The sequence below is a fragment of the Salinivibrio sp. PR932 genome, from assembly GCF_001996125.1.
In the GTDB taxonomy this organism is placed as follows: Bacteria; Pseudomonadota; Gammaproteobacteria; order Enterobacterales; family Vibrionaceae; genus Salinivibrio; species Salinivibrio proteolyticus.
This window is the reverse complement of record NZ_MUFM01000016.1, coordinates 19,555-33,272: the sequence shown is the minus strand read 5'-3', so window position 1 is coordinate 33,272 and position 13,718 is coordinate 19,555. Positions and strand designations below refer to the sequence as shown.

General features: G+C 50.7%; 12 protein-coding genes. 10 read left to right on the top strand and 2 right to left on the bottom strand.

Going from position 1 to position 13,718, the window contains the following annotated elements; all coding sequences use genetic code 11:
• Positions 1-177 precede the first annotated feature (177 nt).
• The 8 genes from sdhC to sucD all read left to right on the top strand — a co-directional run bounded on the left by sdhC (position 178) and on the right by sucD (position 9,718).
• The gene (gene sdhC / locus BZG84_RS09575; RefSeq protein WP_077479105.1) at positions 178-570 is read left to right on the top strand and encodes a succinate dehydrogenase cytochrome b556 subunit; all 393 of its coding nucleotides are present in this window, start codon (positions 178-180) and stop codon (positions 568-570) included.
• On the top strand, positions 564-914 hold the full coding sequence (gene sdhD, locus BZG84_RS09570) for a succinate dehydrogenase, hydrophobic membrane anchor protein (RefSeq protein WP_077455214.1): 351 nt from the start codon (positions 564-566) through the stop codon (positions 912-914). Before sdhC ends, sdhD begins: the two co-directional genes overlap by 7 nt.
• Positions 915-2,681 carry a succinate dehydrogenase flavoprotein subunit gene (gene sdhA / locus BZG84_RS09565; protein WP_069588384.1) on the top strand — a complete coding sequence of 589 codons (1,767 nt, stop codon included), beginning with the start codon at positions 915-917 and terminating at the stop codon, positions 2,679-2,681.
• A gap of 14 nt (positions 2,682-2,695) precedes the next feature.
• Positions 2,696-3,406 carry a succinate dehydrogenase iron-sulfur subunit gene (locus tag BZG84_RS09560; RefSeq protein WP_069588383.1) on the top strand — a complete coding sequence of 237 codons (711 nt, stop codon included), beginning with the start codon at positions 2,696-2,698 and terminating at the stop codon, positions 3,404-3,406.
• A 116-nt stretch (positions 3,407-3,522) separates the two neighbouring features.
• The gene (sucA, locus tag BZG84_RS09555; protein WP_077678155.1) at positions 3,523-6,333 is read left to right on the top strand and encodes a 2-oxoglutarate dehydrogenase E1 component; all 2,811 of its coding nucleotides are present in this window, start codon (positions 3,523-3,525) and stop codon (positions 6,331-6,333) included.
• Positions 6,334-6,361: 28 nt separating this feature from the next.
• Positions 6,362-7,570 (top strand): 2-oxoglutarate dehydrogenase complex dihydrolipoyllysine-residue succinyltransferase, encoded by a 1,209-nt coding sequence (odhB, locus tag BZG84_RS09550; RefSeq protein WP_077661742.1) that lies wholly within the window; start codon positions 6,362-6,364, stop codon positions 7,568-7,570.
• Between the two features lie 106 nt (positions 7,571-7,676).
• Positions 7,677-8,843 carry an ADP-forming succinate--CoA ligase subunit beta gene (sucC, locus tag BZG84_RS09545; RefSeq protein WP_077479102.1) on the top strand — a complete coding sequence of 389 codons (1,167 nt, stop codon included), beginning with the start codon at positions 7,677-7,679 and terminating at the stop codon, positions 8,841-8,843.
• Positions 8,844-8,845: 2 nt separating this feature from the next.
• Positions 8,846-9,718, top strand: coding sequence for a succinate--CoA ligase subunit alpha (gene sucD, locus BZG84_RS09540; protein WP_077455210.1), 873 nt, complete (start codon positions 8,846-8,848; stop codon positions 9,716-9,718).
• Positions 9,719-9,811: 93 nt separating this feature from the next.
• On the opposite strand, the gene znuB is transcribed toward sucD, so the two are convergent.
• Both znuB and znuC read right to left on the bottom strand, forming a co-directional pair.
• Entirely contained in the window at positions 9,812-10,600 is a 789-nt protein-coding gene (gene znuB, locus BZG84_RS09535) for a zinc ABC transporter permease subunit ZnuB (protein ID WP_077479101.1), read from the bottom strand.
• Positions 10,593-11,360: a zinc ABC transporter ATP-binding protein ZnuC gene (znuC, locus tag BZG84_RS09530; RefSeq protein ID WP_077479100.1), complete on the bottom strand. Its 768-nt coding sequence runs from the start codon at positions 11,358-11,360 to the stop codon at positions 10,593-10,595. The genes znuB and znuC overlap by 8 nt, the downstream gene beginning before the upstream one ends.
• 81 nt (positions 11,361-11,441) lie before the next feature.
• Here znuC and znuA point away from each other — a divergent pair, with 81 nt between their 5' ends.
• Both znuA and mepM read left to right on the top strand, forming a co-directional pair.
• The gene (gene znuA / locus BZG84_RS09525) at positions 11,442-12,341 is read left to right on the top strand and encodes a zinc ABC transporter substrate-binding protein ZnuA (protein WP_077455207.1); all 900 of its coding nucleotides are present in this window, start codon (positions 11,442-11,444) and stop codon (positions 12,339-12,341) included.
• Positions 12,325-13,662, top strand: a complete 1,338-nt coding sequence (gene mepM / locus BZG84_RS09520; RefSeq protein WP_077479099.1) for a murein DD-endopeptidase MepM — start codon at positions 12,325-12,327, stop codon at positions 13,660-13,662. Before znuA ends, mepM begins: the two co-directional genes overlap by 17 nt.
• Positions 13,663-13,718 lie beyond the last annotated feature (56 nt).

The window sequence follows — 13,718 nt, the reverse complement described above, 5'->3', positions numbered from 1 at the left end:
TATCCTAGGGCGTTTAGGGGCTCAAACACCTTTCTAAATTGACGTGATCCATTTGCTCAAAGTTGCAGTTAATAGCAATAAGGTACGCAAAGCACGTTACACAGATGTTGCAGGTCTTACGCTTTGAGTACTGAGGTTCAGAGAGTGTAAATAACTATAAATGCTCAATGGAGCTGAGTGGGCAATATCGTGAAAGAAAGAAAGCCAAGACCCGTAAACCTCGACATTAAGACCATTCGTTTCCCCATCACAGCGATTGCGTCTATCATGCATCGAGTAGCAGGTGTCATCACCTTCGTCTCGATCGCCATCCTATTGTGGCTACTTAGCCTGTCTCTCTCTTCACCTAGCGGTTTTGAAACTGCGTCTGCCATCGTCGATAGCTTCTTCGTCAAGTTTGTCCTTTGGGGCATCCTCACGGCGCTTGCCTATCACATTGTAGGTGGTATCCGCCACCTTATGCAGGATATCGGTTATTTTGAAGAGTTAGAAACGGGTGCGAAAAGCGCTCAGGTGGCATTTGCATTGACCGGCGTGTTGTCTGTACTGGCGGGGATTTTGGTATGGTAACGAAAAACATTTCATCGGTGGGGCGTAATGGTGTACATGACTTTGTACTCATTCGGGCCACTGCGATTATCATCACACTTTACACACTTTATATGGTCGGATTTGCTGCATTTGGGCCGGACATTACGTACGCCTCATGGACAGCCTTTTTTGGCCAAACCAGCACCAAGGTTTTTACCATGCTGGCACTGGTGTCGATTCTCATTCACGGATGGATCGGTATGTGGCAAGTGTTAACTGACTACATCAAGCCCGCTTTGTTGCGTGGTCTGCTTCAATTGGGTGTAGTTGCCTTGCTGCTGATCTATGTGTTTGCCGGTTTCTTTGTACTGTGGGGTGTGTAAGTGAGTATTCCAGTTCGCGAATTTGACGCAATCGTTATTGGCGCAGGTGGTGCAGGTATGCGCGCCGCCCTGCAAATTTCTGAACAAGGCCTGTCTTGTGCGTTGTTATCAAAAGTCTTTCCGACTCGTTCTCACACTGTATCTGCGCAGGGTGGTATTACGGTAGCACTGGGTAACTCACACAAGGATAATTGGCAATGGCACATGTATGACACGGTGAAAGGGTCGGATTATATCGGAGACCAAAACGCCATCGAGTACATGTGTAAAACCGGCCCGCAATCGGTCATTGAACTCGAAAAAATGGGCCTACCGTTTTCGCGCTTTGAAAACGGCTCTATCTATCAGCGTCCGTTTGGTGGCCAATCGAAAGAGTTTGGCGGTGAACAGGCAGCGCGTACAGCCGCAGCGGCAGACCGAACTGGTCATGCATTGCTTCACACGCTGTACCAGCAAAACATCAAGAACAAAACCACCATCTTCTCGGAATGGTATGCCCTCGATTTGGTGAAAAACCAAGACGGTGCGGTGGTTGGTGCCACCGCGATGTGCATGGAAACTGGTGAGATTTGCTATTTCAAATCGAAAGCGACCGTGCTTGCAACGGGCGGTGCAGGGCGTATTTATCAATCCACCACCAATGCGCACATCAACACGGGTGACGGTGTCGGTATGGCGTTGCGCGCAGGTGTTCCGATGCAAGACATGGAAATGTGGCAGTTCCACCCAACAGGGATTGCTGGCGCCGGTGTCTTGGTGACTGAAGGCTGCCGTGGTGAAGGGGGCTATCTGCTTAATAAAGATGGCGAACGCTTTATGGAGCGTTACGCGCCGAACGCAAAAGACCTGGCTGGTCGTGACGTGGTCGCACGCTCTATGATGATCGAAATCCGAGAAGGTCGAGGTTGTGATGGCCCTTGGGGTCCACACATCAAGCTTAAGCTCGACCACTTGGGTAAAGATGTCCTTGAGTCACGCTTGCCAGGCATTTTGGATCTGTCTCGTACCTTTGCGCACGTGGATCCGGTCAAAGAGCCAATTCCGGTCATCCCAACCTGCCACTACATGATGGGCGGTATTCCAACGCAAGTGTCTGGTCAAGCGATCAAACAAGATCCAATGGGACACGACGTTGAAGTACAAGGCCTGTTTGCCTGTGGTGAGATCGCGAGTGTGTCTGTCCATGGCGCAAACCGTTTGGGCGGTAACTCATTGCTTGATCTGGTGGTCTTTGGCCGTGCAACGGGTCTACACCTTGGTGAAACCTTGGCCGCGCAAGTTGAAGCGCGTGATGCAAGCGAATCTGATATTGAAGCCTCTTTAGCGCGCTTGAACCGCTGGAACAGCACGCAAAAAGGCGAAGACCCTGTAGAAATCCGTAAAGATCTCCAAGCGTGTATGCAAGAAAACTTCTCGGTATTCCGCGAAGGTGAGGCGATGGAAAAAGGCCTCAAAGAACTGCAAGAAATCCGTGAACGTTTGAAAGTCGCACGATTGGACGATACGTCGACTGAGTTCAACACTCAGCGTATCGAGTGTTTGGAGCTGGAGAACCTGATGGAAACCGCTTATTCAACGGCGGTAGCGGCAAACTATCGTACCGAAAGCCGTGGCGCTCATGCACGCTTTGATTATCAAGAGCGTGATGATGAGAACTGGCTATGCCACTCCATCTACAATCCAGAAACGGAATCTATGTCGAAGCGCGACGTCAACATGGCGCCAGTGCATCGTGACGCTTTCCCACCGAAAGCGCGTACTTACTAAGGGGGTCGAAAACGATGAACGTTAAGTTTTCAGTCTATCGCTACAATCCAGATGTGGACGATGCGCCATATATGAAGGATTACACGCTCGACGTGCCTGAAGGGTCGGACATGATGCTATTGGACGCGCTCATTCAACTAAAAGAGCAAGATCCGACGTTAGCATTCCGTCGCTCATGTCGCGAAGGTGTGTGCGGTTCGGACGGCGTGAACATGAATGGTAAGAATGGATTGGCGTGTATCACGCCACTCTCATCACTGATGGACAAATCAGAAATTGTGATCCGTCCATTGCCCGGTTTGCCGGTTGTGCGTGACCTTATCATCGATATGAGTCAGTTCTATGAGAACTACGAGCGGGTTAAACCTTACTTAATCAACGATGACACACCGCCATCACGGGAGAATTTACAAGCCCCTGAAGACCGCGCGGAGTTGGACGGCTTGTATGAGTGCATCATGTGTGCGTGTTGCAGCACCTCTTGCCCTTCTTTCTGGTGGAACCCAGACAAATTTGTCGGGCCGGCAGGGCTGCTCGCAGCGTATCGTTGGTTAGCAGATAGCCGTGATACCGCGACCGAAGAGCGCTTATCTGATCTGGACGACGCTTTTAGTGTCTTCCGTTGCCACGGTATCATGAACTGTGTCAGTGTGTGTCCTAAGGGATTAAACCCAACGAAAGCAATTGGGCACATCAAGTCGATGCTGATTCAGCGTGGCGTTTAAAACGCTTTCGTACATTAACGTGAACTATAAAGCCCCGTCCACGGACGGGGCTAAATAACAGGTAACCCGGCTTAGAACCGGTGTTTGGATAAATAACTAGTGGTTAAGGGATAACAATGCAAAATGGCGTGATGAAGGCTTGGATGGAGTCTTCTCATTTGGCTGGCGCCAATGCAACTTACGTAGAAGACCTCTACGAACTGTACCTCAGTGACCCGGAGTTAGTTGATCAAGAATGGAGAGCGGTCTTTGACCAACTACCAGCGGTGAATGAAACCGCGGTAGAACAACCCCACTCTCGCGTTCGTGATTACTTTCGACGCCTAGCTACCGAGACAGCGCGTGCAAATGCCTCAGTCAATGACCCCGACGTAGACGCGAAACAAGTCAAAGTCCTTCAACTTATTAACGCATTTCGTTTCCGCGGCCATCAGCAGGCCAATCTTGACCCGCTGGGTTTATGGAAGCGTAATCAAGTACCCGATCTATCACCTGCTTTCCACTCGCTTACCGAGCAGGATTTCAACGAAAACTTCAATGTCGGCTCATTTGCAATTGGTAAAGACAATATGCAGCTGGGCGAGCTTTATGAAGCACTGCAGAAGACCTATTGTGGGTCTATCGGTGCTGAATATATGCATATTACTGACACGGAAGAGAAACGTTGGATCCAAAGCCGATTAGAGTCTGTGGTTGGGCAGCCGCAATTCAACGAACAAGAAAAGCTGACCTTCCTAGAAGAACTGACCGCGGCTGAAGGACTAGAGCGCTATTTGGGCGCGAAGTTCCCAGGCGCAAAGCGCTTCTCTCTCGAAGGGGGGGATGCACTGATCCCGATGCTTAAAGAGCTCATCCGCCACGCTGGTGGTAAAGGTGCTCGTGAAGTGGTGGTCGGTATGGCTCACCGCGGCCGCTTGAACGTGTTGGTGAATGTGCTGGGTAAAAAGCCGTCAGAACTGTTTGACGAGTTTGCGGGTAAACAAGACGAAACCTGGGGCACCGGTGATGTGAAATATCACCAAGGCTTCTCGTCTGATTTTGCCACGCCAGGTGGTGATGTGCATTTAGCGCTTGCCTTCAACCCATCTCACCTTGAGATCGTCAACCCTGTGGTTATGGGCTCAGTTAGAGCACGTCAAGATCGTCTCGAAGATGCCACCGGTTCGAGTGTCTTACCGATCACGATTCATGGTGATGCGGCGATTGCTGGCCAAGGGGTCGTGCAAGAGACCTTTAACATGTCTCAAGCGCGTGGTTTCCAAGTTGGCGGCACGGTACGTATCGTCATCAATAACCAGATCGGTTTTACCACCTCGAACCCAGCCGATTCTCGTTCTACGCAATACTGTACTGATATTGCCAAAATGGTGCAGGCGCCAATCTTCCACGTAAACGCGGATGATCCTGAAGCTGTTGCCTTCGTTTCTCGCTTAGCGCTTGATTTCCGTAACGAATTCCGGCGTGATGTGGTCATTGACTTGGTGTGTTATCGCCGTCACGGTCACAACGAAGCGGATGAGCCCAACGCGACACAGCCTATGATGTACCAAAAGATCAAGAAGCATCCGACACCGCGTAAGCTTTATGCGGACGTTCTTGATCAGCAGGGTGTTGCGAATCTTGAGAAAGCGACCGAGCTTATCAACGAGTATCGCGATGCGCTTGACCGTGGTGAATGTGTGGTCAAAGAATGGCGCCCGATGGCGTTGCACTCGGTCGATTGGACCCCTTATCTTGGGCATGATTGGACCGTAGAGTGGGCGAGTAAGTTTGACGCTAAGCGTCTGAAAGAGCTCGGCCATCGGATTTGCCAATTGCCAGAAAGCCACAAGCTTCATAGCCGTGTCGCCAAGCTTTATAACGATCGTAAAGTCATGGTGGAAGGTGAGAAAAAGCTAGATTGGGGTATGGCGGAAACCTTGGCGTATGCGACGCTGGTGGATGATGGCAAACGTATCCGTATTACCGGCCAAGACTCCGGACGAGGTACCTTCTTCCACCGTCATGCGGTCTTGCACAATCAAACTGACGGCAGTACCTATTTGCCACTGGCGAATATTCACGACAAACAAGGGCCATTCCAAGTGTTTGACTCTGTGTTGTCTGAAGAGGCGGTTCTCGCGTTCGAATATGGCTATGCAACGGCAGAGCCTGGTGGTCTCACCGTTTGGGAAGCACAGTTCGGTGACTTTGCCAATGGCGCGCAAGTGGTGATTGATCAGTTCATCAGCTCTGGGGAACAAAAATGGCGCCGTATGTGCGGATTAACCATGCTGTTGCCTCACGGCTATGAAGGACAAGGCCCCGAGCACTCATCGGCGCGTCTTGAACGCTATCTACAGCTGTGTGCCGAACAAAACATGCAAGTGGTGGTACCCTCAACGCCTGCACAGGTCTATCACATGCTGCGTCGCCAAGTGGTTCGCCCCATGCGTCGTCCATTGATTGTGATGTCACCTAAGTCGCTGCTGCGCCACCCGCTGTGTGTGTCGAGCCTTGAAGACTTATCTGATGGTGATTTCCTCCCCGCCATTGGCGAGATGGATGAGCTGGATGCGAACAAGGTTGAACGCGTCGTCATGTGCGCAGGCAAGGTGTATTACGACCTACTGGAAACGCGTCGTAAGTCGGAAATCGACAATGTGGCGATTATCCGTATTGAGCAGCTTTATCCGTTCCCATTGGATGCGGTGAAAGAAGCTATCGCTCCTTACACCAATGCGAAAGACTTTGTGTGGTGCCAAGAAGAGCCTCAAAACCAAGGGGCTTGGTATAGCAGCCAGCACAATTTCCGTGCGGCGATTCCAGATGATGCTACCTTAACCTACGCAGGACGAGAGGCATCAGCATCGCCAGCGGTAGGCTATATGTCCGTACACCAGAAACAACAAAAAGCGTTAGTCGAAGACGCTCTGACCCTCAAGTAAGAACTAGAACATTAAGGATAACTACGATATGACAATCGAAATTCTGGTTCCCGATTTACCCGAATCTGTGGCTGACGCAACGATTGCCACATGGCACAAACAGCCAGGTGACTCGGTAACCCGTGACGAAGTACTGGTTGATATTGAAACGGATAAAGTGGTACTGGAAGTGCCTGCGCCTGCTGATGGCGTGTTGGAGTCAATCATTGAAGATGAAGGGTCAACCGTGTTGGCGAAACAAGCCATCGCTAAGTTGAAAGAAGGCGCTGTGGCAGGAGAGCCGACCAAAGACGTGCCTGCTGAATCAGAAGCGTCACCGGATAAGCGCCATACAGCATCACTGGAAGAAGAGTCTAATGATGCATTGAGCCCAGCCGTGCGTCGCTTACTAGCCGAGCATGATATCTCTCCTGATGCGGTGAAAGGCACAGGTGTGGGTGGGCGTATTACCCGAGAAGATGTTGATGCTTACCTGAAGAACAAGCCAAAAGGTGGCGAGCAAGGCAAACCTGCCCAAGACGTCCCTGCTGTGGCTGAGCGCGGTGAAAAACGTGTGCCAATGACACGTTTGCGTAAGCGTGTTGCTGAGCGCTTGTTGGAAGCGAAAAACAGTACCGCAATGTTGACCACGTTCAACGAAGTCAACATGAAGCCGATTATGGAACTGCGTAAGCAGTATCGTGATAGCTTCGAAAAACGCCATGATATTCGCCTCGGCTTCATGTCTTTCTATGTGAAGGCAGTGGTTGAAGCGCTCAAGCGTTACCCTGAAGTGAATGCGTCTATCGACGGTGATGACATCGTTTATCACAACTACTTCGATGTGAGCATGGCGGTATCAACACCACGCGGTTTGGTCACCCCAGTGCTGCGTGATTGCGATAAGCTAGGCTTTGCGGATATCGAGAAAGGGATCCGTGATCTCGCGGTCAAAGGCCGAGACGGTAAGCTAACCGTTGATGAGCTAACCGGGGGTAACTTTACGATCACTAACGGTGGGGTATTTGGTTCGCTGATGTCGACGCCAATTATTAACCCACCTCAGGCAGCCATTCTTGGCATGCACAAAATTCAAGACCGCCCAATGGCGGTAGATGGCAAGGTAGAGATCCTACCAATGATGTACTTGGCGCTTTCCTACGATCACCGTCTGATTGACGGCCGTGAATCGGTTGGCTTCCTGGTTACCATCAAAGAGCTTCTTGAAGACCCAACACGTCTGCTATTGGACGTTTAACTGATGGGCCAGTACGTGATGTGCTGGCTGTCAGTCGAGGGGACGGAGTCCCCTCATTTGGAAAGCACAAAGACACAATAATGGACATTAACACGGATAGAACATCATGAATCTGCACGAATATCAGTCAAAGCAGCTGTTCGCTGAATATGGTCTACCAGTTTCAGAGGGCTATGCTTGCGACACACCACAAGAAGCTGCTGAAGCAGCCGACAAAATTGGTGGCGACAAATGGGTCGTCAAATGTCAGGTCCACGCGGGCGGTCGCGGTAAAGCGGGCGGCGTAAAACTGGCTTCCTCTAAAGAACAAATTCGCGAGTTCGCACAACAATGGCTAGGTAAAAACCTTGTTACTTACCAAACAGATGCGAATGGCCAACCGGTTAGTAAAATTCTCGTTGAATCCTGCACTGATATCGCCAAAGAGCTATATCTCGGTGCGGTCGTTGACCGTGGCTCACGCCGCGTGGTTTTCATGGCGTCAACAGAAGGCGGTGTGGAAATTGAGAAAGTGGCGGAAGAAACGCCTGAATTAATTCACAAAGCATCGATTGATCCTTTAGTTGGTCCTCAGCCTTATCAAGGCCGTCAACTGGCATTTAAATTGGGCCTTGAAGGTGACCAAATCAAGCAGTTCACCAAGATCTTCATGGGGATTGCACAGCTGTTTCTTGACAAAGACGTCGCATTGGTTGAAGTGAACCCATTGGTGATCACTGATCAGGGCAACCTGCACTGCTTGGATGCAAAACTGTCGATTGATAGCAATGCGGTCTATCGCCAGCCACAGGTTCGCGCGATGCACGATCCAAGCCAAGAAGACGCCCGTGAGGCGCATGCGGCGCAGTGGGAACTGAACTACGTTGCCCTCGATGGAAACATTGGCTGCATGGTCAATGGTGCAGGTCTTGCGATGGGCACCATGGATATTGTTAATCTGCACGGCGGTAGCCCTGCTAACTTCTTGGATGTCGGCGGTGGCGCGACGAAAGAGCGTGTGACTGAAGCATTCAAGATTATCCTGTCTGACAGCAATGTGAAGGCAGTATTGGTGAATATCTTCGGCGGCATCGTTCGCTGTGACTTGATTGCCGACGGCATCATTGGCGCAGTGGAAGAAGTGGGCGTGAAAGTGCCTGTTGTCGTTCGCCTAGAAGGCAATAATGCCGAAGTAGGTGCGAAGAAACTAGCCGATAGCGGCTTGAACATCATCGCGGCCACCTCACTCACAGAAGCCGCACAGAAAGTCGTTGCTGCAGCGGAGGGTAAATAACAATGTCAGTGCTGATTAATAAAGACACCAAAGTCATCTGTCAGGGCTTTACGGGTGGACAGGGTACCTTCCACTCTGAGCAGGCGATCGAATACGGTACGCAAATGGTTGGTGGGGTATCACCGGGTAAAGGGGGAACTACCCATCTCGGTTTGCCGGTGTTTAACACAGTGGCAGAAGCCGTGGAATCGACGGGTGCAACAGCGTCGGTGATCTACGTGCCAGCACCATTCTGTAAAGATGCGATTCTCGAAGCAGTTGATGCGGGTATCGAGTTGATTGTGTGTATCACCGAAGGGATCCCAACGCTGGATATGCTGGAAGTGAAAGTGAAGCTTGATGAAGCTGGCGTTCGCATGATTGGTCCAAACTGCCCAGGCGTGATCACCCCGGGTGAATGTAAGATTGGCATCATGCCAGGTCACATCCATAAACCGGGTAAAGTCGGTATTGTGTCACGTTCAGGTACCTTGACCTATGAAGCGGTGAAGCAGACTACGGATGAAGGTTTTGGCCAGTCAACCTGTGTCGGGATTGGTGGCGATCCTATTCCAGGTTCTAACTTTATCGACATTCTCGAAATGTTCGAAAAGGATCCAGCGACTGAAGCGATTGTCATGATTGGTGAAATCGGTGGTACGGCTGAAGAAGAAGCGGCGGCTTACATCAAAGAGAATGTCACCAAACCTGTTGTTTCTTATATTGCCGGAGTAACCGCACCTCCGGGTAAACGTATGGGCCATGCGGGTGCGATTATCTCTGGTGGTAAAGGAACAGCCGATGACAAGTTTGCAGCTCTTGAAGCTGCAGGCGTCACCACAGTAAAAAGCTTGGCAGAAATTGGTCAAGCACTGCGCGATAAAACCGGATGGTAAAAACGCAGTCGTAGCATGATTCAAAGCCGCTCACTGTGAGCGGCTTTTTTGTCTTGTTTTGTATGAGCACAAGCTAACCGTATGGATGAGTCGCTAGCGGCTTCGAATTGGGATCAGCTGGCTCAGCATAAATACGCCTGCCGCCGCAACCACGACCGATGGACCAGCCGGCGTATCGTAAAACCAAGAGCCCGCCATACCGAGAAAAACAGCGCCCATTCCAATTAAACTCGACAATGACGCCATTTGTTCGGGCGTAGCCGAGAGACGTCGTGCTGTTGCTGCGGGAATGATAAGCATTGACGTAATGATCAAGGCGCCGACAAATTTCATCGCCAGTGCAATCACAAGCCCGATAAGTAACATGAGCAGCAGCCGTAAGCGTTCCACATCAATGCCCTCAACTTGAGCCAACTCTTCGCTGACGGTCATTGAGAGTAAGGGCTCCCAGTAATAAGCCATCACAGCAAATGTGAAGCAAGCGCCAATAGCTAACCAAGTTAAATCGGTATAGGTCACGGCCAATAAGTCCCCAAACAGATACGCCATTAAATCCACACGTACTGTATCAAGAAAACTGACCGCGACGAGCCCTAACGATAAAGCACTGTGCGCCAAAATACCGAGCAGAGTATCAGTGGCGACTAAGTGCTGGCGCTGTAAACCAACCAGAACAATGGCAAGTAAAAGACAGGTTGCGATAAGCGCAAGATTAAGGTCAATTTGCAACAAAAAACCGACGGCGAGCCCAAGCAACGACGCATGGGCGAGGGTATCACCAAAATAGGCCATTCGACGCCATACCACAAAAGAGCCCAGTGGACCTGCAATGGCGGCAATCAGCACCCCTCCTAGAATAGGTGCCATTAAAAACTCAATCATGCTGGTCTTCCTGATGTTGGCAGCCATTAACAGGCTGTCCAGATAAATCGTGATCGTGATTGTGATGGTGGTGATACAAAGCAAGCTGTTCGCTGGTTTGGCGACCGAACATCGCGACATAAGAGGGATGTTGAGAAATCGCATCAGGCGCCCCTGAGCAACACACATGGTGCTGCAAACAGATCACCTCATCGGTTTTCGCCATCACTAAATGCAGGTCGTGTGAGACCATTAAAACGGCGCAGCTGAGTGTGTCGCGCAGCGTCGCGATAAGGCTATACATTTCAAGCTGGCCGCTGACATCCACGCCTTGCACCGGCTCATCCAGTACTAAGAGATCGGGAGATTTCAGGATCGCACGGGCAAGCAACACCCGCTGGGTTTCTCCGCCGGACAAGGTATGCATGTTAGAAAATTGCAGTGCGGCCGCATTGACGGTGCTTAGCGCTTGCGTAATTTGCGCGTTGGTGTAGCGCGTCCCCAAGCGGATAAACCGGTCGACCGTCAAGGGTAGTGTTTGGTTAAGCTGAAGCTTTTGTGGCACATAACCGATCTTTAATCCTTTTTTAAGCCTCACAGCGCCTTGGCTGGGTTTAACCAAGCCAATCAGTGTTTTTACAAGGGTGGATTTTCCCGCGCCATTAGGGCCAATCAATGTGGTGATATTGCCGCGTTTTAAGTCTAGCGACACATTATCCAGAACCTGGCGGCCGTTATAGGTCACCGTCACCGCATCGAGGGTGACTAGCGAGTCAGTCATAGTGAAAAAAGCATTGTGAATTGTAATTGTTATATTATAACATTTCGCATCGCTGATGAAACTGATTAATTGGGGTAAACCATGGGTGTGCGTGTTATTGGACTATTTTTTGCGCTGTTACTGGCCTTGCCAGCGCAGGCTGTCACTGTGATGACCACGATTAAGCCGGTGCAGCTGATTGCTAAAGGGTTAGTCGCAGACGACGATACGGTAGAGGTGTTACTCCCGCCCGGCGCATCACCACACGGCTATGCGCTAAAACCTTCTGATATTCGCAATTTGAAAGCGGCCGATTTGACGGTTTGGGTGGGACCGGAGCTTGAATTATTCTTGAGTAAACTGTTGCAAGAGCAGCCCAATGTATTAACCCTCACTCAAGTAGAGGGGATCCCACTTCGTCATTATGACGGGGAAGCAGAGACCCACCATCATGGCCACGACCATGACCACCATGGTATTGACCCTCATATTTGGCTGGGCCCCGAGTCGGCACGTGTCGCAGCGCGGGCGATTACTCAAGCCTTGATAACAACTGCGCCCGAAAAGGCTGACCAATACCGCGCTAAATTAGCCATTTTTAACGCCCAGCTGGATGAGACAGTAACCGATATTCATGCGGCATTGGCGCAACGCCAGCAAAGTGGATATTTCGTATTTCATGATGCGTACGGTTACTTTGAACAAGCATTTGGTTTGAAGAAAACGGGCCACTTTACCGTTGATCCTAGCCAAAAACCGGGCGCAAAGACCCTAGTAACTATCCGGAGAGGATTGCTAAATCATGACGCGACCTGTATCTTCACCGAGCCGCAGTTTAATCCCTCACTGGTCGATGCTGTGACCCGAAACGATGACGTTACTGTGATTGCTTTGGATCCGTTGGCAACTGCTATTCGAGTTGCGCCTGATGGTTATCAGGTTTTTTTGAAAGATATGGGAAACCGCTTCGCACGTTGTTTAAAGCATGAAACTACTCACTAACTGGTTAGCCGCGACCGCTCGGTTACCTCGCCAGCACAAGCTGGCGCTCGCCTCATTATCGTTACTCGTTGCTGCCGCACTCATGTGGCAGCCACATCCTTTTAAACATCACGATGAACGTCGCTCATTGCCGCTAATCGATGAGCAACAGGCATCGATGCCGCTAGAAAACAGTGAGCCGATTGAAGTTGGTTTAGACGCTGATGATCCAGCACTGACAGTGCCTGAAGATGCTCTCGAGCAAGATATCACTTCAGAAGCGGCCCGCATTCACACCCACACGGTTGCCTCTGGTGATACCTTGGGTGCGATTTTTTCACAGTATGGTATACCGCTCCGTCAGATGTACCAGATCCTCGATGTGAATCAGAAGGCAGGCGATCTTCGGCTTGGACAAAAAATTGATTGGCAAGTTGATGATGAGGGACAGCTTTCGTCACTCACTGTCTATCAATCGATTAAATATCGGGATCAGTATGTCTTCGGTGCGGATGGGGTGAGCTACGAGCAACTTGAAACGACCGGAGTCTACGAGCAAGTCACTCTGTCGGGTCGCGTCACAAGTAGCTTTTACCAGCAAGCTCGACAAGCAGGATTGACGCCCAACCAAATTCAGAACTTAGTCTCAGCCTTACAATGGCGTTTTGACTTTGGTGCAGAATCCCATCGTGGGGATCGCTTTTCAGTCTTGGTCAACAAAGAGTTTATCGATAATAAAGCGGTATCGTCTGGCGACGTGATGGCGATGCTTTATCAAGCGGGCGATCGAGATATCTTTGTCTACCGCCACACCGATGGTCGCTTTTACGATGAGCAGGGCCATAGTCTGGATCGTGCTTTGCGCCGTTTCCCAACCGCTAAGCGTTACCGTATCAGCTCGCCATTTGACCCACATCGTAAGCATCCGATCACCGGACGTATTTCACCGCATAATGGCACCGATTTTGCCACCCCGGTGGGTACGCCCGTCTTGGCGGCAGGTGATGGGGTAGTGGTCAAAGCGCGCAAGCACCCACTAGCCGGCAACTATGTCGTGATCAAACACGGTCGCGAATACTCGACCCGCTATTTGCATCTTCACCGTATTTTAGTGAAACCGGGTGATCACGTCTCTATGGGGCAAAAAATCGCATTGAGTGGCAACACTGGGCGCTCGACCGGACCTCATTTGCATTTTGAGCTGATTAAATATGGCCATCCAGTGAATGCGATGAAGGTTCCTTTACCTGAAGCGCATCCTGTACCGCGTAGCGAGCAGGACGACTTCAAGCGTCAAGCAAGACGCGCTCACCAGCAGCTGTCTCAAGTTCTGAACAGCTAATAAATCTCAAGAATGTGAGGCCCAGCTCACATTGAGGGTCGCAGGGTTCCATTTTG

Coding starts and splice junctions, on each gene's coding strand:
- odhB (WP_077661742.1), top strand. CDS start 6,362: ATGACAATCGAAATTCTGGTTCCCGATTTACCCGAATCTGTGGCTGAC.
- znuA (WP_077455207.1), top strand. CDS start 11,442: ATGGGTGTGCGTGTTATTGGACTATTTTTTGCGCTGTTACTGGCCTTG.
- BZG84_RS09560 (WP_069588383.1), top strand. CDS start 2,696: ATGAACGTTAAGTTTTCAGTCTATCGCTACAATCCAGATGTGGACGAT.
- sucC (WP_077479102.1), top strand. CDS start 7,677: ATGAATCTGCACGAATATCAGTCAAAGCAGCTGTTCGCTGAATATGGT.
- mepM (WP_077479099.1), top strand. CDS start 12,325: ATGAAACTACTCACTAACTGGTTAGCCGCGACCGCTCGGTTACCTCGC.
- znuC (WP_077479100.1), bottom strand. CDS start 11,360: ATGACTGACTCGCTAGTCACCCTCGATGCGGTGACGGTGACCTATAAC.
- sucD (WP_077455210.1), top strand. CDS start 8,846: ATGTCAGTGCTGATTAATAAAGACACCAAAGTCATCTGTCAGGGCTTT.
- znuB (WP_077479101.1), bottom strand. CDS start 10,600: ATGATTGAGTTTTTAATGGCACCTATTCTAGGAGGGGTGCTGATTGCC.
- sdhD (WP_077455214.1), top strand. CDS start 564: ATGGTAACGAAAAACATTTCATCGGTGGGGCGTAATGGTGTACATGAC.
- sucA (WP_077678155.1), top strand. CDS start 3,523: ATGCAAAATGGCGTGATGAAGGCTTGGATGGAGTCTTCTCATTTGGCT.